18 protein-coding genes are annotated in these 19289 nt (G+C 70.1%); 5 read left to right on the top strand and 13 right to left on the bottom strand.

Annotated elements, in window-relative coordinates; translation table 11 throughout:
* Window positions 1–20: 20 nt before the first annotated feature.
* The 7 genes from truB to rimP form a co-directional block, all read right to left on the bottom strand.
* Entirely contained in the window at window positions 21–926 is a 906-nt protein-coding gene (gene truB, locus OG747_RS32100) for a tRNA pseudouridine(55) synthase TruB (RefSeq protein ID WP_405882859.1), read from the bottom strand.
* A complete protein-coding gene (rbfA, locus tag OG747_RS32095; protein WP_054232827.1) occupies window positions 923–1378 on the bottom strand; it encodes a 30S ribosome-binding factor RbfA in 456 nt (151 codons plus the stop codon). Before rbfA ends, truB begins: the two co-directional genes overlap by 4 nt.
* 33 nt (window positions 1379–1411) lie before the next feature.
* Window positions 1412–1705, bottom strand: coding sequence for a DUF503 domain-containing protein (locus OG747_RS32090; protein ID WP_405882858.1), 294 nt, complete (start codon window positions 1703–1705; stop codon window positions 1412–1414).
* Window positions 1706–1993: 288 nt separating this feature from the next.
* A complete protein-coding gene (infB, locus tag OG747_RS32085) occupies window positions 1994–5140 on the bottom strand; it encodes a translation initiation factor IF-2 (RefSeq protein WP_405882857.1) in 3147 nt (1048 codons plus the stop codon).
* 147 nt (window positions 5141–5287) lie between these two features.
* Window positions 5288–5566 carry a YlxR family protein gene (locus OG747_RS32080; RefSeq protein ID WP_405882856.1) on the bottom strand — a complete coding sequence of 93 codons (279 nt, stop codon included), beginning with the start codon at window positions 5564–5566 and terminating at the stop codon, window positions 5288–5290.
* Between the two features lie 127 nt (window positions 5567–5693).
* Window positions 5694–6704: a transcription termination factor NusA gene (gene nusA / locus OG747_RS32075; protein WP_405882855.1), complete on the bottom strand. Its 1011-nt coding sequence runs from the start codon at window positions 6702–6704 to the stop codon at window positions 5694–5696.
* Between the two features lie 2 nt (window positions 6705–6706).
* Window positions 6707–7213 carry a ribosome maturation factor RimP gene (rimP, locus tag OG747_RS32070; RefSeq protein ID WP_405882854.1) on the bottom strand — a complete coding sequence of 169 codons (507 nt, stop codon included), beginning with the start codon at window positions 7211–7213 and terminating at the stop codon, window positions 6707–6709.
* A 345-nt stretch (window positions 7214–7558) separates the two neighbouring features.
* On the opposite strand from rimP, the gene OG747_RS32065 reads away from it, so the two are divergent.
* From OG747_RS32065 to OG747_RS32055, 3 genes are all read left to right on the top strand, one after another.
* Entirely contained in the window at window positions 7559–8116 is a 558-nt protein-coding gene (locus OG747_RS32065; protein WP_405882853.1) for a hypothetical protein, read from the top strand.
* A complete protein-coding gene (locus OG747_RS32060; protein ID WP_405882852.1) occupies window positions 8113–8586 on the top strand; it encodes a ferritin-like domain-containing protein in 474 nt (157 codons plus the stop codon). The genes OG747_RS32065 and OG747_RS32060 overlap by 4 nt, the downstream gene beginning before the upstream one ends.
* Window positions 8587–8707: 121 nt before the next feature.
* Window positions 8708–9655 (top strand): aminoglycoside phosphotransferase family protein, encoded by a 948-nt coding sequence (locus OG747_RS32055; RefSeq protein ID WP_405882851.1) that lies wholly within the window; start codon window positions 8708–8710, stop codon window positions 9653–9655.
* Window positions 9656–10019: 364 nt separating this feature from the next.
* Here OG747_RS32055 and OG747_RS32050 read toward each other — a convergent pair whose 3' ends face one another.
* The 4 genes from OG747_RS32050 to ispG form a co-directional block, all read right to left on the bottom strand.
* Window positions 10020–11714: a proline--tRNA ligase gene (locus OG747_RS32050; RefSeq protein ID WP_405882850.1), complete on the bottom strand. Its 1695-nt coding sequence runs from the start codon at window positions 11712–11714 to the stop codon at window positions 10020–10022.
* Window positions 11715–11852: 138 nt separating this feature from the next.
* Entirely contained in the window at window positions 11853–12422 is a 570-nt protein-coding gene (locus OG747_RS32045) for a GNAT family N-acetyltransferase (RefSeq protein WP_405882849.1), read from the bottom strand.
* 139 nt (window positions 12423–12561) lie between these two features.
* Window positions 12562–13410, bottom strand: a complete 849-nt coding sequence (locus OG747_RS32040; protein ID WP_405882848.1) for a GNAT family N-acetyltransferase — start codon at window positions 13408–13410, stop codon at window positions 12562–12564.
* 249 nt (window positions 13411–13659) lie between these two features.
* Window positions 13660–14817 carry a flavodoxin-dependent (E)-4-hydroxy-3-methylbut-2-enyl-diphosphate synthase gene (gene ispG / locus OG747_RS32035; protein WP_405882847.1) on the bottom strand — a complete coding sequence of 386 codons (1158 nt, stop codon included), beginning with the start codon at window positions 14815–14817 and terminating at the stop codon, window positions 13660–13662.
* Between the two features lie 206 nt (window positions 14818–15023).
* Here ispG and OG747_RS32030 point away from each other — a divergent pair, with 206 nt between their 5' ends.
* The gene (locus OG747_RS32030; RefSeq protein WP_405882846.1) at window positions 15024–15878 is read left to right on the top strand and encodes an inositol monophosphatase family protein; all 855 of its coding nucleotides are present in this window, start codon (window positions 15024–15026) and stop codon (window positions 15876–15878) included.
* Window positions 15879–16006: 128 nt separating this feature from the next.
* Here OG747_RS32030 and OG747_RS32025 read toward each other — a convergent pair whose 3' ends face one another.
* Both OG747_RS32025 and dxr read right to left on the bottom strand, forming a co-directional pair.
* A complete protein-coding gene (locus tag OG747_RS32025; protein WP_405882845.1) occupies window positions 16007–17311 on the bottom strand; it encodes a M50 family metallopeptidase in 1305 nt (434 codons plus the stop codon).
* Window positions 17308–18585 (bottom strand): 1-deoxy-D-xylulose-5-phosphate reductoisomerase, encoded by a 1278-nt coding sequence (gene dxr, locus OG747_RS32020; protein WP_405882844.1) that lies wholly within the window; start codon window positions 18583–18585, stop codon window positions 17308–17310. Before dxr ends, OG747_RS32025 begins: the two co-directional genes overlap by 4 nt.
* Window positions 18586–18805: 220 nt before the next feature.
* On the opposite strand from dxr, the gene OG747_RS32015 reads away from it, so the two are divergent.
* The gene (locus OG747_RS32015) at window positions 18806–19258 is read left to right on the top strand and encodes a lamin tail domain-containing protein (protein ID WP_405882843.1); all 453 of its coding nucleotides are present in this window, start codon (window positions 18806–18808) and stop codon (window positions 19256–19258) included.
* The last annotated feature ends 31 nt before the right edge of the window (window positions 19259–19289 follow it).

Here is a 19289-nt window from a genome sequence, read left to right as displayed (position 1 = left end):
GCCTCAGCCGAATCGGCGCCTCAGCCGAATACGGCGAGGCTCTTCGCCTTGCCCTTCTGTTCCTCCACCAGCGCCAGGAACTGGCCCTCCGGGTCGAAGACGGCCACCGCACCGACCCCCGCGTACTCCTCGGGGATCTCCAGGCGTACGCCGTTGAGCAGCAGCCGGGCCCGCTTGTCGTCCACGTCCCAGCGCGGGAACGCGGCCGCGGCGGCCTGGGCGATCGGCATCACGGTCAGCTCCTCCTGGAGCTGGTCGAGGGTGCGCGCGGAGTCGAGCTTGTACGGGCCGACGCGGGTGCGGCGCAGGGCGGTGAGGTGACCGCCGACGCCCAGGTCCGCGCCCAGGTCGCGGGCGAGCGCCCGGATGTACGTCCCGGACGAGCAGACCACGGAGACGACCAGGTCGAGCACGGGGGTGCCGTCCTCGGCGACGGCGTCCCGGATGTCGTACACCGCGAACGAGGAGACCGTCACCGGGCGGGCCGGGATCTCGAAGTCCTCGCCCTCGCGCGCCCGCTTGTAGGAGCGCACACCGTCGATCTTGATGGCGCTGACCTTGGACGGCACCTGCATGATTCTGCCGGTGAGCTTGGCGACCCCGGCGTCGATGGCCTCCCGGGTCGCCCTGGAGGCGTCCGTGGACGACGTGATGTCGCCCTCGGCGTCGTCCGTCAGCGTGTTCTGTCCGAGCCGGATGGTCCCCAGGTACTCCTTCTCGGTGAGGGCGAGGTGTCCGAGGAGCTTGGTCGCCTTCTCGACACCGAGGACGAGCACGCCCGTCGCCATGGGGTCGAGGGTGCCGGCGTGTCCGACGCGGCGGGTCCTGGCGATCCCGCGCATCTTGGCGACCACGTCGTGCGAAGTGAAGCCCGACGGCTTGTCGACGATGACAAGCCCGTCGGGCGTCTTGGTCTTCTGCGTCATTCCGCGGCGTCGCCGTCCGTCTCGTCGTCCTCGCCCGGCTTCTTGTACGGGTCCGCGTCACCGGCGAAGGTGGCACCCGCCGAGACCTCGCGCACCTTCGCGTCCGAGGCCCGCGCCTTGTCGAGCAGGTCCTCGATCGTCTTGGCGGTGTCCGGCAGGGCGTCCGCGACGAAGGTCAGCGTCGGCGTGAACTTCACGCCCGCCGCCGCGCCGACCGCCGAGCGGAGCACGCCCTTGGCGCTCTCCAGGCCCGCGGCCGCGGCCGCGCGCTCCTCGTCGTCCCCGTACACCGTGTAGAAGACGGTCGCCTCCCGGAGGTCCCCGGTGACCCGGGTGTCCGTGATGGTGACGTGGGTGCCGAGCCGCGGGTCCTTGATCCCGCGCTGCAGCTTCTGGGCCACCACCTCTCGGATGAGGTCCGCCAGCCTCTTGGCACGCGCGTTGTCGGCCACTGGTCCGTCTCCTTCTTTGCCTTGCTTGTTCTGTCAATCTTCGTCTGTGTGAAGTCTGCGCCGTACCGACAGCAGCTCCACCTCCGGTCGCGCCGCGACGAGCCGCTCGCACCGGTCCAGTACGTCGGTGAGGTGCTCGGTGTCTCCGGAGACCACCGCGAGGCCGATCTCTGCCCTGCGGTGGAGGTCCTGGTTGCCCGTCTCCGCCACGCTCACCGGGTACTTCCGCTGGAGTTCAGCGACGATCGGCCGGACGAGAGAGCGTTTCTCCTTGAGCGAGTGAACATCGCCGAGGAGCAGATCGAAGGACAGCGTCCCCACATACATGTGTGACCGGATGTCCCGCCGGTACGGGATAGATGGCCTGCCAAGGCACTTGGCAGGGACATCAGAACCGTACAACGAACCTCTGGTTCGCTCGACGGGGTTTCCGGGCCCCCTGGGTCGTTCCCCCTGGGGGCATTCCCCCGGGGTCGTTCCTCGGCTGCGGGCCGGTGGGGGCCGTTCGCGCAGTTCCCCGCGCCCCTTTTCAGGGGCGCGGGGAACTGCGTGATCTTTCAAACGGCAAGCTGGCCGACGGTGACTTGTCACCGCCGGCCAGCTCGAACCACCGCGTTACGCCCGCGGCTTCTCGCGCATCTCGTACGTCGCGATGACGTCGTCGACCTTGATGTCGTTGAAGTTTCCGAGGTTGATACCACCCTCGAAGCCTTCGCGGATCTCGGTGACGTCGTCCTTGAAGCGACGCAGACCGGAGATGTTGAGGTTCTCCGCGATGACCTTGCCGTCGCGGATGAGGCGCGCCTTGGTGTTGCGCTTGACCTCGCCCGAGCGGACCAGGACACCGGCGATGTTGCCCAGCTTGGACGACTTGAAGACCTCGCGGATCTCCGCCGTGCCGAGCTCGACCTCCTCGTACTCCGGCTTGAGCATGCCCTTGAGGGCCGCCTCGATCTCCTCGATGGCCTGGTAGATCACCGAGTAGTACCGGACGTCGACGCCCTCGCGCTCCGCCATCTGCGCCGCGCGGCCCGCAGCGCGGACGTTGAAGCCGATGACGATGGCGTCGGAGCCGGTCGCCAGGTTGATGTCCGACTCGGTGACCGCACCCACGCCGCGGTGCAGGACGCGGATGTCGACCTCGTCGCCGACGTCGAGCTGGAGCAGCGAGGACTCGAGAGCCTCCACCGAACCGGACGCGTCGCCCTTGATGATGAGGTTGAGTTCCTGCACCAGACCGGCCTTGAGGGCCTCGTCCAGGTTCTCCAGGGAGAACCGGACACCCCGGCGGGCGAAGTTGGCGTTGCGCTCGCGCGCCGCGCGCTTCTCGGCGATCTGACGCGCCGTGCGGTCCTCGTCGACAACCAGGAAGTTGTCGCCGGCGCCCGGGACGTTGGTGAGACCGAGGACGAGGACCGGGGTCGAGGGACCCGCCTCTTCCACGTTCTCGCCCTTGTCGTCGAGCATCGCGCGGACACGGCCGTACGCGTCGCCGACCACCATGGTGTCGCCGACCCGCAGGGTGCCTCGCTGGACCAGGACGGTCGCGACGGCGCCGCGGCCACGGTCGAGGTGGGACTCGATCGCGATGCCCTGCGCGTCCTGCTCCGGGTTGGCCCGCAGGTCGAGCGAGGCGTCCGCGGTCAGGACCACGGCCTCGAGCAGCTGGTCGATGTTCAGACCCTGCTTGGCGGAGATGTCGACGAACATCGTGTCGCCGCCGTACTCCTCGGCCACCAGACCGAACTCGGTGAGCTGACCGCGCACCTTGGTCGGGTCGGCACCCTCGACGTCGATCTTGTTGACCGCGACCACGATCGGCACATCGGCCGCCTTGGCGTGGTTCAACGCCTCGATCGTCTGGGGCATCACACCGTCGTTGGCCGCCACCACGAGGATCGCGATGTCGGTCGACTTCGCACCACGGGCACGCATGGCGGTGAACGCCTCGTGACCCGGGGTGTCGATGAAGGTGATCCTGCGCTCTTCGTCGTTGACCTCGGTCGTGACCTGGTACGCACCGATGTGCTGCGTGATACCGCCGGCCTCGCCCGCGACGACGTTCGTCTTGCGGATGGTGTCCAGCAGTCGGGTCTTACCGTGGTCGACGTGACCCATGACGGTCACGACCGGCGGACGCGCGACGAGGAACTCCTCGCCACCCTCGTCCTCGCCGAACTCGATGTCGAAGGACTCGAGCAGCTCGCGGTCCTCCTCCTCGGGGCTGACGATCTCGAGGACGAAGTTCATCTCGTCCGCGAGGAGCTTCAGCGTCTCGTCGGAGACGGACTGCGTGGCAGTGACCATCTCGCCGAGGTTCATCATCACGCCGACGAGCGACGCCGGGTTGGCGCCGATCTTCTCCGCGAAGTCGGTGAGGGACGCACCGCGCGACAGGCGGACGGACTGTCCGTTGCCGCGAGGCAGCATCACGCCGCCGACGGACGGGGCCTGCATGGCCTCGTACTCCTGGCGCCTCTGCCGCTTCGACTTGCGACCACGACGCGCCGGACCGCCGGGACGGCCGAACGCACCCTGCGTGCCACCACGGCCACCGGGACCACCCGGACGACCGCCGAAGCCGGGACGGCCACCGCCGCCACCGCCGGGACCACCGGGACGGCCGGCGAAACCGCCGCCACCGCCGGCGCCGGGAGCACCCGGACGACCGGCGAAACCGCCACCGCCGCCGCCACCGGGACGACCGGCGAAGCCGCCACCGCCCGGACGACCGCCGCCGCCACCGGGACCACCGGGACGACCGCCGCCACCGGGACCGCGGCCACCGGGGCCACCGCCGGGACGAGGACTGCCCGCAGCGGGACGCTGCGGCATCATGCCGGGGTTCGGACGGTTACCGCCCGGACCGCCGGGGGCACCGCCGGGACGCGGAGCCTGCGGACGGGGCATGCCGCCCGGAGTGGGACGGGCACCGCCCGGACCGCCCTGCGGACGCGGAGCGCCGCCGGGACCGCCCTGGGGACGGGGAGCACGATCCTGGCCGCCCGCGCCCTGCGGACGCGGACCACCGGGGGCACCGGCGCCGCCGTGCCCACCGGGGCCGGGACGAGCACCACCCGGACGGGGCGCCTGCGGGCGCGCCATACCGGTGGAGCCACCAGAGGTGAAGGGGTTGTTGCCCGGACGCGGACCGGCCGGACGAGCACCGGGACGCGGAGCCTGGCCACCCGGACGCGGGGCGCCCTGACGGTCACCGCGCTCGGGACGGTCGCCACGGCCCTGACCACCCTGGCCGGGACCACCGGCCGGACGGGCACCGCCGGGACGCGGAGCCTGGCCACCGGGACGCGGGGCGCCCGGACGGGGACCTGCGGCGGGAGCCGCGGGAGCCGACGGGGGCGCGGTGAACTCGGCCGCGACCGGAGCCGGAGCCGCCGGAGCGGGCTTCGGAGCGGGCTTGGGACCCGGAGTCGGGCGCGGACCCGGAGCTGCCGGAGTGACCGGAGCAGCCGCGGGGCGCTCGGCCACGGCCGGCTTCGGGGCCGGCGGGCGCGGGGCGGCCGGACGGGCAGCCTGCGCCGGAGAGGGGGCTGCCGGCTTCGCCGGGGCAGCCTTGCGAGCGGCGGGCTTGCCGCCGCCGTTGCCCTGCTGGAGGGCATCAGTCAGTTTGCGTACAACGGGCGCCTCGATCGTCGAGGACGCCGAACGGACGAATTCACCGAGCTCCTGGAGCTTGGCCATGACGACCTTGCTCTCAACCCCGAACTCCTTGGCGAGTTCGTATACCCGGACCTTAGCCACTTCGCTCCTTTTAGGTCCGGGTTGCGTCCGGACCGTCGCTACTTCATGGGCGTACTCATCGCGTGCTCATCGAGTGCTCATCGCAATCTCGACCTACTTCCAACTCGCGGGGTACCAGGGCCGCACGGGGGTTCCGTACGACACTCCTTACGGTGTTGCCTGCTCGACGTAGAAGCGCAACGCCGCTACGTCGAGCGCTCCCGGGGCACGCAGCGCCCGCGGGAACGCCCGGCGGCGTACCGCCAGGTCGAAACAGACCAGGGCGGGGTGCACATACGCACCCCGGCCGGGCAGCGTACCGCGATGATCGGGAACACATTCGCCCTCGATCGCCACGATCCGCAGCAGATCAGTCTTGGCCGCTCGCTCCCGGCACCCCACACAGGTGCGTTCAGGGCATGCGCGGGCTCGCGTCCGGCCAGACACTCTTAAGTCTACCTCCCCGCGGCGACCTCACCCCTTTGGGGCAAGAATCGAACAGATGCCGCGCATAAAACTGTCGTGATCTAAGCCAAGTGCGGCTCGGATCTATTCCCGGTGCTACTCCCCGGTGCTACTCCCCGGTCCGCCGAGAGGACTCCTCGGACGGCTGCTCGGTGTCCGGACGGATGTCGATGCGCCAGCCGGTGAGGCGGGCAGCGAGGCGGGCGTTCTGCCCCTCCTTGCCGATCGCCAGCGACAGTTGGTAGTCCGGAACGGTGACGCGCGCGGAGCGGGCGGCGAGGTCGACGACCTCGACCTTGGAGACCCGGGCCGGGGACAGCGCGTTCGCGACCATCTCCGCCGGGTCGTCCGACCAGTCGACGATGTCGATCTTCTCGCCGTTCAGCTCGGCCATCACATTGCGCACCCGGCCGCCCATGGGCCCGATGCAGGCACCCTTGGCGTTCAGGCCGCTACGAGTGGAGCGGACGGCGATCTTCGTACGGTGACCGGCCTCACGCGCGATCGCGGCGATCTCGACGGACCCGTCGGCGATCTCCGGCACTTCGAGAGCGAAGAGCTTCTTCACCAGATTGGGGTGCGTACGGGACAGCGTCACGGACGGACCGCGCACGCCCTTCGCCACCCGAACGACGTACGAGCGCAGGCGCAGCCCGTGCTGATACGTCTCGCCGGGGACCTGCTCCTGCACCGGCAGGATGGCTTCCAGCTTGCCGATGTCGACGAGCACGTTCTTGGGGTCGCGCCCCTGCTGTACGACACCGGTGACGATGTCACCCTCACGGCCGGCGTACTCGCCGAGCGTCGCGTCGTCCTCGGCGTCCCGCAGGCGCTGCAGGATGACCTGCTTGGCGGTGGTCGCCGCGATCCGGCCGAACCCGGAGGGGGTGTCGTCGAACTCGCGCGCCTCCTGCCCCTCCTCCAGGTCCTGGGGGTCCTCCTTCGCCCACACGGTCACATGACCGGTCTCCCGGTCGAGCTTCACGCGCGCGTGGCGGCGGCTTCCCTCGGTACGGTGGTAGGCGATGAGGAGGGCCGACTCGATCGCCTCGACCAGCAGGTCGAAGGAGATCTCCTTCTCCCGCACCAAACCCCGCAGGGCACTCATGTCGATGTCCACGGCTACGCCTCCTCTGCGTTCTCTTCGTTCTTGTTCTTACGGCTGAACTCGACCTGGACGCGCGCCTTGGCGATGTCCTCGAAGGCGAGTCGCTTGGCGGTGGGCTTGCGCCCCTTCACGCCGGGCACCTCGACGTCGACACCGGCGTCGTCCACGTCCAGGATTCGCGCGACCAGCTCGCCGCCGTCGCCCAGTTGGAACTTCACCAGGCGGTCCGTGGCGCGTACGTAGTGACGGTGCTCCTTGAGCTCGCGCTCGGCACCGGGGGTTCCGACCTCGAGGGTGTACTCGCCCTCGCCCATCGCGTCCGTCTCGTCGAGCTTCGCCGAGAGCGCGCGGCTCACATCGGCGATCGCGTCCAGATCGGCGCCTTCGTCGGAATCGACGACGACACGCAGCACCCGCTTGCGTCCGACCGAGTCCACTTCGACCTCTTCGAGGTCGAGTCCCTGAGAGCTGACGAGCGGTTCCAGCAGTTCTCGCAGCCTCTCGCTCTGGGTGGTGCTCATCCGGGTGACTCCTCGGCCGCGTGTGCTGTTGTGGGTTGGTCGCGTGTCTGGTCAAAGGGTATCCGGTCGCAGGGGGTGTTGCCGTCCACGTGTCCTCGCCCCCGCCACCCCTTCTCCCATCAAGGGCGCGGGGCTGTGACATTGTGCGGCTCCGCCGCGTGGGCGCGATCAGCCCCCACCCATCCGCGGCCTTACGGGACGGGACGGGCAGGGGCGGCGGGGGGCGAGGAACGGGGCAGGGCCCTGCCTGGGTGAGCCGCTGGCCAACGAGCGGGTGGGGCCCGGGTACCGTGATCGCGGGCGTGCCGCCCTCCCGTTCGTACGAGCCTTCCGAGGACGTCTGCCGTGCCGTTCACCCTGCCGCCGCGCACCCCCTCGGGGCCGCGCCGAAGGAGCCTGCTCGCGTCCGCCGCGGGCACCTTCGTGCTCGTGGGCTGTTCCGCCCCCGAGTCGTCCACCGACACCACGGGCAAAAGCCCCTCGGTCACGGATCGCGCACGCGCGCGTGCGGCCCGCGACAGCGACACGCTCGCCGCACGGTATGCCGCCGTGATCACCGCCCATCCGTCGCTGGCCGAGCGGCTGAGCCCACTGCGGGCACAGGTCGTACGGCATGCGGAGGCGTTCGGGGGTTCTGGGAGTTCCGGGAGTTCCGGGAGCCGGCCCTCCGCCTCCGCTTCCGCCTCCCCATCGGCTTCCGTCTCCGCGCACCCGAGCCTCTCCCCCACCGTGCCCGCCGGCGAGAAGGACGCCCTCGCCGACCTCTCCTCCGCCGAGCGCACCCTGGCGGACCAGCGCACGAAGGCCCTGCTGGAGGTCCCGGGAGAGCTGGCCAGGCTGCTGGCCTCGGTGGCGGCGGCCGGAGCCGTGCACGCGTTTCTGCTGACAGAGGGGGCCAAGTGAGCACACCCAAGGCCGCAACGGAAGCCGAGGTCACCGCCCTGCAGGCCGCGCTCGCCGCCGAGCACGCCGTCGTCTACGGGTACGGAGTCGTCGGCGGCAGAATCGGCGAGGGGCGGCAGGCCGAGGCACGATCGGCGTACGACGCCCATCGGGCGCGGCGCGACGAGCTGGCGCGCGCCGTACGGGACCTGGGCGGAAAGCCGGAGGCCTCGGCGGCGGCGTACGCGCTGCCGTTCGCCGTGCGGGATTCCGGCGCGGCCGTACGGCTCGCGGCCGAGCTGGAGGAACGCGTGGCCGGGGCGTACTCCGACCTCGTACGGGCCTCCTCGGGCGACCGGCGGCGTATGGCCGCCGAGGCGTTGCGCGAGGCGGCGGTGCGGGCGGTGCGCTGGCGCGGGGAGAGCGTAGCCTTCCCTGGTCTCGCCGAGCGAGCGGCCACCCCGGCCGCGGCGGCGCCCACGCACACGTAACGCGGCCCGGACAACCCGAACGACCCGAAACAACCCAGCCGACCCAGCCGACCCGGACGACCCGGACGACCCGGACGACTCGGACGACCTCGAAGGGAACACCTCGCGCATGGACTCGCGCATGGCTATCGAACCGCCGCAGCGCCTGGTACGGGCACTCGGCGAGATGCGGCGGAGCGGGTCCGACGGGACGAGCGAGTGGCTGGACAAGCTGCCCGTACTGGTGCAGCAGGCCGTCGATCTACGCGAGTTGACCGTGGAGCGGGTCCAGGCACCCGGCGGACGCAGCAGCCTGGTCGTGCTGGTCCGGCGAGCCGACGGGACGCCCGCCGTGCTGAAACTGGCGCCGGAGCGGGCGCGTCCGGAGAGCGAGCAGGCCGCGCTCGCCCACTGGGGCGGGCGGGGCGCGGTACAGCTCCTCGATCCCGGCGAGGCGCAGGGCGATGCACGGGGCGATGCTCAGGGCGGCGCCCACGGCGTGCTGCTGTTGGAGCGGTTGCGTCCCGACTTGTCCGTGCGTTCGCTGCCGGAGGCCAAGGCGCTGCTGGAGGCGGCCGGGACGCTGCGGCGGCTGTGGGTCGAGCCGCCCGTCACCGATGTCTTCGAGACCGTCGCCGAGCGGACGGGGCGCCAGGCCGAGGCGATGCGGGCGACGGCGAGCACCGATGACGAGGTCGCGGCGCTGGTCGACGCGGCGCTCGCGGCCCGCGAGGAACTGCTCGCCGACCCGCCCGAGGAGCGGCTGCTGCACGGCACCTTCCGGCAGAGCAAGGTGCTGGCCGGTGAACGGATGCCATGGCTGGCGGTCGGCCCGGACCCGGTGGTCGGCGAGTGCGCCTTCGATCTGGCCCGGCTGGTCCGGGACCGGGTGGAGGATCTGATCGCGTCCCCGTCGGGGTCTTCGATCACCCGCCGGCGGGTGAAGCGGCTCGCCGAGTCGCTGGAGGTGGACCAGGAGCGGCTGCGGGGCTGGACCCTGTTCCGGGCGGTCGAGTCAGGGGTGCGGGCGCGGCGCGTCGGGCGTCCGCAGGATGCCGAGCTGCTGCTGGAGTTCGCGGGCTGGCTCTGACTCGGTTTCGGTTCCAACCGTCCCGCGCCGCGGTGAGTTTGAGGGCCGGCACCGGGCAGTCGGCGGCGGCTCTGCGGGCGCGTTTCAGGGTGATGGGCGGGAGGGGGACCTCGGCCAGGAGCGGGTAGCCCAGCCGCCGCCAGCGTCACCGCCGCCGCGGCCGCCGTACGCCGTGCCCCTCTGCGGACCGCCGCGGCGGCCCCCCCGCTCGCTGCCTGTCATGGCTGCTCCCCTCCGAATGACGCTCTGTCACGTCCTACGGTCGGGGAGCACCCTGAGAGAAGTCTGTGAGGCGCCCATACCCCGGGAAGAAGTCTCTGAGAGACGCCTTTAATTACAGACTTCAAGCAATCCCGTACTCCGGCTACGCCGTCAGGCGGGCGATCGCCTCGTCCACGGTCAGCTCCTCGCGCTCACCGGTACGACGGTCCTTCAGCTCGAGGACGCCCTCGGCCGAGCGCCGTCCGGCCACCAGGATCTGCGGTACGCCGATCAGCTCGGCGTCCGTGAACTTCACGCCCGGGGAGACCCCGGCCCGGTCGTCCACCAGGACGCGGACGCCCGCGGCGCCCAGCTTCTCGGAGACGTCCAGGGCCAGCTCGGTCTGCAGGGCCTTGCCCGCGGCGACGACGTGGACGTCGGCGGGAGCGATCTCCTTGGGCCAGCACAGGCCCTGCTCGTCCGCCGACTGCTCGGCCAGCGCCGCGACCGCGCGGGAGACACCGATGCCGTACGAGCCCATGGTCACGCGGACCGGCTTGCCCTGCTGGCCGAGGACATCGAGCTGGAAGGTGTCGGCGTACTTGCGGCCGAGCTGGAAGATGTGGCCGATCTCGATGGCGCGGTCCAGCTTGAGGCCGGTGCCGCAGGACGGGCAGGGGTCGCCCTCCTCGACGACCACGACGTCCAGGTAGTCGTCGACCTCGAAGTCGCGTCCGGCGACGACGTTCTTCGCGTGCGTGTTGGTCTTGTTGGCGCCGGTGATCCAGGCCGTGCCGGGGGCCACCCGCGGGTCGGCGATGTAGCGGACCTTCTCCAGGCCCTGCGGGCCCACATAGCCGCGTACGAGGTCGGCGCGGCCCTCGAAGTCCTCGGCCGTCACCAGTTCCACGACGGCGGGCGCGAGGTGCTCGCCCAGCTTGCCGAGGTCGACCTCGCGGTCACCCGGGACGCCTACGGCCACGATCTCGCCGTCGACCTTGACCAGGAGGTTCTTGAGGGTGGCCGAGGCCGGCACACCGAGGTGCTGGGCGAGCGTCTCGATGGTGGGGGTGTCGGGGGTGTCCAGCTCCTCGACCGGGCCGACGCCCGAACCGTCCACCGGCTTCAGGGCGAAGGTGACGGCCTCCGTGTTCGCCGCGTAGTCGCAGGCGGGGCAGTCCACGAAGGTGTCCTCACCGGCTGCGGCGGGGGCCAGGAACTCCTCCGACGCCGAGCCGCCCATGGCGCCCGAGACGGCGGACACGATGCGGTAGTCCAGGCCCAGGCGGGCGAAGATCTTCTGGTAGGCGGCGCGGTGCAGCGCGTACGACTCGGCCAGGCCCTCGTCCGTCGTGTCGAAGGAGTACGAGTCCTTCATCTGGAACTCACGGCCGCGCAGCACGCCGGAGCGCGGGCGGGCCTCGTCCCGGTACTTCGTCTGGATCTGGTAGAGCATGACCGGCAGGTCCTTGTAGGACGCGACCTGGTCCTTCACGACGAGCGTGAAGATCTCCTCGTGGGTCGGGCCGAGCAGGTACTCGGCGCCCTTGCGGTCCTTGAGGCGGAAGAGGAGATCGCCGTACTCCTCCCAGCGGGCCGACGCCTCGTACGGCTCCTTGGGCAGCAGGGCCGGGAGGAGGACCTCCTGTGCCCCGATGGCGTCCATCTCCTCGCGCACGACCCGGGAGATGTTGTCGAGGACCTTCTTGCCCAGCGGCAGCCAGGTCCAGATGCCGGCGGAGTTGCGGCGCACGTAGCCGGCGCGGACGAGCAGCTTGTGGCTGAGCGTCTCGGCGTCCGCCGGGTCGTCACGCAGTGTCTTGACCATCAAACGGGACATGCGCTGGACCTGGGCCATGATTCTCGACTCCTGCTGCGTAAGGGTGGTGCCTAGGAGGTTAGCCGGGCGGCCCAGCCCGGTGGAAATCGGTTACGGCGGCGCGGCGAGCGTATGTGCCGGCCAGCGGGTGCCCGGCCGGAGGGCAGACCCAGCCGCTCAGCGCCTGCGCAGTGGCAGTGGGGCGCCCATCACGGCGTACGGCTTCGACGCGCTCGGGAAGAGGACCGGGCGCGCGAGATCCTCGTACCCGAGCGAGTGGTACAGGCCCCGGGCCGGGCTGTCCGTGTCGATGGCGGAGAGGATCGAGCGGGGTTCGGTGGAACTGTCCGTGATGCCGGTGATCAGGGCACGGCCGACACCGCGGTTCTGGTAGTGCGGGTGGACGTGCAGTTCGGTGATCACGAAGGAGTCGTCGAGCCAGAAGTCGTGGCCCTGGGCACGCAGATACGGTTCGACGACGGTGGACCACCAGTGCGTACGGTCGTTGGGCATGCCGTAGACGAAGCCGACGAGCCGTCCGTCGATGGTGGTGGCGCCGAGGGCACGGGCTCCCGGGTAGGTGAGGTGCCGCAGCACGATCTGCCGGCGTACGGCGACCTCGTCGGCGTCGAGTCCGAAGGCGAGGGCCTGCACGGCGAGCGCCTCGTCGACGCGCGTGGCGAGATCCAGCGGGCCGATGACCACGTCGTCGGGGTTGCGGGGGCCCTGACCGGGAATACGCAGCATGCCCGGGAGACTACCGGGGCGCTTCGCTGGACTGCGCCGCGGACTACGGGTTGTCGTTCGGCCGCGGGCCGCGCCGTGGCCGGCCGCGCCCACGCGGCGGAGCCGCATATGTGGCCGCCTCACGCCGCTGAAGGGGCGGCTAGAACAGCACGCTCATGAACGCGCCGATCTCCTGGAAGCCCACGCGGCGGTACGCCGCCCGGGCCGCGGTGTTGAAGTCGTTCACGTAGAGACTCACGACCGGGGCCACGTCGGCGAGGGCGTAGCGCAGTACGGCGGCCATGCCGGGGGCGGCCAGACCCTGTCCTCGGTACTGGGGGGCGACCCACACCCCCTGGATCTGGCAGGCCCGGGGGGTGGCGGCGCCGATCTCCGCCTTGAAGACGACCTTGCCGTTCTGATCGAGGCGGGCGAACGAACGGCCGGAGCCGACGAGTTCGGCGACCCGGGCCTGGTAGAGCAGGCCCCCGTCACCGGCGAGTGGCGAGACGCCGACCTCCTCGGTGAACATCGCCACGCACGCCGGCATGATCGTCTCCATCTCGTCCTTGCGGATGCGACGGACGTAAGGATCCGGGGCGATGTCGGCGGGGACCCGGTCGGTGACCATCAAGGGCTGGTGGGCGCGGACCTCGCGGGCCGGGCCCCAGCTCGGTTCCAGCAGCCGCCACAGCTGGGCGGTGGCCTCGACGGGCCCGACGATCGAGGAGCAGCGACGGCCCGCCCTTCTCGCCCGGTCGGCGAAGCCGCGGACGGCGCGCGGGGTGGCGCAGATCGGGACCAGGTTGGCGCCCGCGTAGCAGAGGGACTGGAGCATGCCGTCCTCGTACCAGCCCCACATCTCGCCGCCGAGGCGCCACGGGTCGAGGCCCGCGACGTGTATCCGGGACGCGACGAAAGCGTTCGCGACCGGCTCGCGGTCGAGGACGGCGAGCGCGGCGTCCAGGTCACTCGGTTCGAGGACCCTGGTGGTGGTCTGGGTCAACAACGGGGCGGCTCCATCACTCCTTGCGGGCAACGACAGCGCGTCGCACACCCTGTTAGCGTCGTCGTGTGCTCGTTTGTGAGCACCGGTCAGGGCTTGACCGTCGCATCACTGCGAGAAGCCCCCCCGGGGCGGAGTCACACGGTCTGCTGATCTCCGTACTTTAGCCGGAGATGCCGAGGAGCACCGCACGCAAGGGACCCGGGCGCCACCTCCGGAGGGGCACCCGGGTCCCTTGCGCCACAGGGCGCGTCAGCCGGCGACGGACACCGAAGGCTCGCCGGAGGTGACCCCGTCGGCCTCCATCTGCTCGGCGAGCTTCATCGCTTCCTCGATGAGGGTCTCGACGATCTTCGACTCGGGCACCGTCTTGATGACCTCACCCTTGACGAAGATCTGGCCCTTGCCGTTGCCGGAGGCGACGCCGAGGTCGGCCTCGCGGGCCTCGCCGGGACCGTTCACGACGCAGCCCATGACGGCGACGCGCAGCGGGACCTCCATGCCGGTCAGACCGGCGGTGACTTCCTCGGCCAGCTTGTAGACGTCGACCTGGGCGCGCCCGCAGGACGGGCAGGAGACGATCTCCAGGCCGCGCTGCTTGAGGTTCAGCGACTCCAGGATCTGGAGGCCGACCTTGACCTCCTCGGCCGGCGGGGCCGACAGCGAGACGCGGATCGTGTCGCCGATGCCCTCGGAGAGCAGCGCTCCGAAGGCGACCGCCGACTTGATCGTGCCCTGGAAGGCGGGGCCCGCCTCCGTCACGCCGAGGTGGAGGGGGTAGTCGCAGGCGGCGGCCAGCTGGCGGTACGCGTTGACCATGACGACCGGGTCGTTGTGCTTGACCGAGATCTTGATGTCCCGGAAGTCGTGCTCCTCGAAGAGGGAGGCCTCCCAGAGGGCGGACTCGACGAGCGCCTCGGGGGTCGCCTTGCCGTACTTCTGGAGGAGGCGCTTGTCGAGCGAGCCCGCGTTGACGCCGATCCGGATCGGGGTGCCGGTGTCCTTCGCGGCCCGCGCGATCTCCTTGACCTGGTCGTCGAACTGCTTGATGTTGCCGGGGTTCACGCGGACGGCCGCGCAACCGGCGTTGATCGCCGCGAAGACGTACTTCGGCTGGAAGTGGATGTCCGCGATGACCGGGATCTGGGACTTGCGGGCGATGGTGGCGAGGGCGTCGGCGTCGTCCTGCGTGGGGCACGCCACGCGCACGATCTGGCAGCCGGAGGCCGTCAGCTCGGCGATCTGCTGCAGCGTGGCGCCGATGTCCGACGTACGCGTCGTAGTCATCGACTGCACCGAGACGGGTGCGTCTCCACCCACGGCCACGGTTCCGACCTGGATCTGCCGGCTCTTCCGACGCTCGGCGAGCTTGGTCGGAACGGACGGCATGCCGAGAGAAATCGCAGTCATCTGCTGTGCAACCCCAAGTTGTGGATCAAGGTCCCGGAATCGTGGGCTCCAGGCTCCGAGATTACGGCACAGAGGTGAACGGAAGCACACAGCGTCCTGGAGGTCCACCCGATGGCGTCCAATGGCGGTCGGCCTGGCATGGGTCCCGCTCCGCAGGGTCATGCTGTGATGATGTGCTCGCGGCACCCGAGGGGAAAGGGGGAGGTATGTCGGACTCAGCGGACTTGGCGTTGGCGCATTGCCTGGCCAACCAGGCGGATGCCATCGCACGTCGCCACTTCTCGGCCGTCGGGCTCACGGTGCGGGTCAAGAGCGACGGAAGCCCGGTCACCGACGCCGACCGGGACATCGAACACGCCCTGCGCTCCATGATCCGCCGGCAGCACCCTGACGATGCCTTCCTCGGCGAGGAGTCCGGCGCCGACGGGCGCGGCAGCCGCCGCTGGATCATCGACGGCATCGACGGCACCGCGAGCTTCCTCGCCGGAGAACCGGAGTGGAGCACCCTGATCGCCGTCGAAGAAGACGGCGACATCACCCTGGGCATGGTCTCCGCCCCCGCGCTGGGCCGCCGCTGGTGGGCCGCTCCGGATTCCGGCGCTTGGGCTGGACCGTGCCCTTCTCACTTGTCGGCACCTTCGCATCGGCTGACGATCACCGATGGCGGCAACGCATGCGACGCCACCATCGGTATCTGGCCGCCACCGGCCCGGCTGAGCGAGGCGGAACGGGTCATCGCCGCAAGGTTGTCGGCCCACACCGCTCAGACCCGGCCCGCACTCGACTGGCCCATGGCAGACCCCGCTGCGGAACCACCTCGCAAACCGTCCACCGGATCCGGCACCTGCCATGGCGCCCTCCTCGTCGCAACCGGTCAACTGGACGCTTTCCTTCTGCTGGGTGCCGGCCCCTGGGACATCGCCGCGCTGGTTCCCATCGTCCAGGAGGCCGGGGGCGTCTTCAGCGACCTCGCCGGTCGACAGCGCATCGACACCGGCGAGGCACTGTTCGCCAGACCCGGCCTCCATCGACAGCTTCTGCGGATCGCCGCGTCCGGCTGACCTACAGCAAAAACGTACGAGACTCGCGGCTACGGCATACGAATAAGGCGCACCCTTCACTCGTGCGAGTTGCACGAGTGAAGGGTGCGCCTTCAATGGCCGTTTCTCGACAGAAAACGACCGCTTCCCTAGCTGATGCGCACGGGATTGACAACGTCTGCCACTAGGACCAGCAAGGTGAAGCAGACAAAGATCCCAGCCACCACATAAGCCACCGGCATCAGCTTCGCCACGTCGAACGGACCCGGGTCCGGGCGGCGTAGCACCTTCGCCGCGTTCCGCCGCAGCGACTCCCACAGCGCGCCCGCGATGTGCCCGCCGTCGAGCGGGAGCAGCGGGAGCATGTTGAACAGGAAGAGGGAGAGGTTGAAGCCGGCGACCAGGAGCAGCATCATCGCGATCTGCTGGGACGCCGGGATGTCCAGCGTGAAGACATCGCCGCCGATGCGGGCCGCGCCGACCACGCCCATCGGGGAGTCCGCCTTGCGCGGGGCGTTGCCGAAGGCCGCGTTCCACAGGTCGGGGATCTTGCCGGGCAGGGAGACCAGCGACTCGACGCCGTTCTGCATCATGTCGCCCATGCGGTTCACGGACTGCCCGAACGACTGCTGGACGATGCCGGAGGCGGGCGTGAAGCCGAGGAAGCCGGCGTACACGTACTTGCCCTCGACATAGCCGCCGTTGCCGTCCGTCTTGCTGACCTGGTTCTTGATCAGGTGGGCGGTCAGGTCGACCTTCTGGCCCTTGCGCTCGACGGTGATGGTGACGTCGTTGCCGGGGTTGGCGCGGATATCGGACTGGAGGACCGACCAGTCGTCGACCGCCTTGCCGTTGAACCCGACGATCTTGTCGCCGCCCTTGAGCCCGGCGGCCTTGGCGGGCGCGGCCTGGTCGCTCGCGGCGCACTTGGAGCGGTTCTCGCTCTGCTGGATGACACAGTCCGAGACCTTGCCGACCGTGGTGGTCTGGGTCTGCACACCGAACGTCATCATCACGCCGAGGAAGATCGCGACCGCCAGGATGAGGTTCATGAAGGGGCCCGCGAACATCACGATCACGCGCTTCCACGGCTTGCGTGTGTAGAAGAGGCGGGTCTCGTCGCCGGGCTGAAGCTCCTCGAAGGCGGCCGACCTGGCGTCTTCGATCATGCCCCGGAAGGGGGAGGTCGCGCGTGCCTCGATACGGCCGTCCGGGCCGGGCGGGAACATCCCGATCATGCGGATGTAGCCACCGAGCGGGACCGCCTTCACCCCGTACTCGGTGTCGCCCTTCTTCCGCGACCAGATGGTCGGTCCGAAGCCGACCATGTACTGCGGCACACGGATGCCGAAGAGCTTGGCCGTCGACAGATGTCCCAGCTCGTGCCAGGCGATCGAGATGAGCAGGCCGACCGCGAAGACGAGTATGCCGAGGATCATCATCAGGGTCGTCATGCACGAGCCTCCGCGGTTGTCGTCCGTTGTGCCGTCTGTACTGTCTGTGCTGTCAGTTCACGGGCCCGGGCGCGCGCCCAGGTCTCCGCTTCGAGGACGTCCGCGACGGTCAGGGAAGTTCCCGTTCCGGGCGTGCCGTGTTCCTCGACCACCCGGGTGACGGTCTCCATGATCCCGTTGAACGGCAGGGTGCCGTTCAGGAACGCGTCCACGCACTCCTCGTTGGCGGCATTGAACACCGCCGGGGCCGTGCCCGCGAGCTGCCCGACGTGCCGGGCGAGCCCCACCGACGGAAACGCGTCGGTGTCGAGCGGGAAGAACTCCCAGCTCGACGCCTTGGTCCAGTCGAAGGCGGGCGCCGCGTCCGGAACGCGCCCGGGCCAGCCGAGCCCGATGGCGATCGGCCCCCGCATGTCGGGGGGCGTCGCCTGGGCCAGTGTCGATCCGTCCGTGTACTCAACCATCGAGTGGACATACGACTGCGGGTGCACCACCACCTCAATGCGATCGAAGGGAATGTCGTAGAGGAGGTGCGCCTCGATGACTTCCAGCCCCTTGTTGACCAAGGTCGCGGAGTTGATGGTGATCACCGGGCCCATGGCCCAGGTGGGGTGCGCGAGGGCCTCGGCCGGAGTGACGTTCGCCAGCTCCGCCTTCGTACGGCCCCGGAAGGGTCCGCCGGAGGCGGTCACGACCAGCTTGCGCACATCGGCGCGCGTACCGGCCGCCAGTGCCTGGAACAGCGCCGCGTGCTCGGAGTCGACCGGGATGATCTGGCCCGGCTCGGCCAGCGCCTTCACCAGCGGGCCGCCGACGATGAGCGACTCCTTGTTGGCGAGCGCGAGGGTGCGGCCCGCCTCCAGGGCGGCGAGGGTGGGGGCGAGGCCGATGGAGCCGGTGATGCCGTTGAGGACGGTGTGGCAGTCGGAGGCGGCGAGGTCGGTGGCGGCGTCCGCGCCGGCCAGGATCTCGGGCAGCGCCTCACCCGGCGCGTACTCGGCCGCGAGCGCCTCCCGCAGCGCCGGTACGACGTCCTCGCGCGCGACCGCGACCGTCCGCACGCGCAGCCGGTGGGCCTGCTCGGCCAGCAGTCCGACCCTGCCGCCGGCGGCGGAGAGCGCGGTGACCCGGAACCGGTCGGGGTTGCGCAGCACGAGGTCGATGGCCTGGGTGCCGATCGAGCCGGTGGAGCCGAGGATCACGACATCGCGGACTCCGTCCACGGGGTCGAAGACAAGATGCGGATCAGCGAGGGGGGCTGGACTGTCGCTCATCCCTCCATTGTGGCCGCAATGCGACCCGCCCAGGACAGGGCTCCCCTCTTCTCCCCCTCTTCTCTCCTCTTCTGTCCCCATTAGCACCCCGACGTACCGGAGGAAGTGAAATCACCCTTTGTGAAACCATCGTGAAGATCATGTGATAACACTTCATGCACGTCTTCACTCTCACTGGCCGGTGGACGACCGGCCGGGGGCGACACCCTGGGGGGTTCTCATGCGGATACGCACTGCCCTGCCCGCGCTCGCGGGCGTCGTGGCACTGACGGGCACGTTTCTTCTCAGCACTCCGGCGCAGGCGGCCGGCGGTGTGACCATCTACCACGTCTGGTTCGACAGCCCCGGCTCGGACAACCGCTCCAACGCGAGCCTCAACGGCGAGTGGGTGCAGATCAAGAACACCAGTTCGGCGGCGATCTCGCTCAAGGGCTGGATCCTGAAGGACGTCTCGAACCACAAGTACACCTTCCCGAACGTGAAGATCGGGGCGGGCAAGACCATCAAGGTGCACACCGGCAGCGGCACGGACACCGCGGCGAACAGGTACCAGAACCGCCGCGCGTATGTCTGGAACAACACGAGCGACACCGCCACGCTCACCAAGGCGAACGGCAGCAAGGTCGACGCGTGCTCGTGGACGACGCGGGACCCCAGCGACAAGTACTGCTAGCCCATCTTCTTCTGCCGGCTGTCTCTTCTCC

It is taken from the genome of Streptomyces sp. NBC_01384, assembly GCF_045040035.1.
Lineage (GTDB): Bacteria > Actinomycetota > Actinomycetes > Streptomycetales > Streptomycetaceae > Streptomyces.
Note: the sequence above shows the minus strand (reverse complement) of the source record. Positions and strands in the feature narration are given on the sequence as shown.

Bases quoted from the DNA above. Each gene is read 5' to 3' on its own strand.
- truB (WP_405882859.1), bottom strand. From the start codon at position 926: ATGACGCAGAAGACCAAGACGCCCGACGGGCTTGTCATCGTCGACAAG.
- rimP (WP_405882854.1), bottom strand. From the start codon at position 7,213: ATGAGCACCACCCAGAGCGAGAGGCTGCGAGAACTGCTGGAACCGCTC.
- OG747_RS32050 (WP_405882850.1), bottom strand. From the start codon at position 11,714: ATGGCCCAGGTCCAGCGCATGTCCCGTTTGATGGTCAAGACACTGCGT.
- OG747_RS32090 (WP_405882858.1), bottom strand. From the start codon at position 1,705: ATGTATGTGGGGACGCTGTCCTTCGATCTGCTCCTCGGCGATGTTCAC.
- OG747_RS32015 (WP_405882843.1), top strand. From the start codon at position 18,806: ATGCGGATACGCACTGCCCTGCCCGCGCTCGCGGGCGTCGTGGCACTG.
- OG747_RS32030 (WP_405882846.1), top strand. From the start codon at position 15,024: ATGTCGGACTCAGCGGACTTGGCGTTGGCGCATTGCCTGGCCAACCAG.
- OG747_RS32045 (WP_405882849.1), bottom strand. From the start codon at position 12,422: ATGCTGCGTATTCCCGGTCAGGGCCCCCGCAACCCCGACGACGTGGTC.
- ispG (WP_405882847.1), bottom strand. From the start codon at position 14,817: ATGACTGCGATTTCTCTCGGCATGCCGTCCGTTCCGACCAAGCTCGCC.
- dxr (WP_405882844.1), bottom strand. From the start codon at position 18,585: ATGAGCGACAGTCCAGCCCCCCTCGCTGATCCGCATCTTGTCTTCGAC.
- OG747_RS32055 (WP_405882851.1), top strand. From the start codon at position 8,708: ATGGCTATCGAACCGCCGCAGCGCCTGGTACGGGCACTCGGCGAGATG.
- OG747_RS32025 (WP_405882845.1), bottom strand. From the start codon at position 17,311: ATGACGACCCTGATGATGATCCTCGGCATACTCGTCTTCGCGGTCGGC.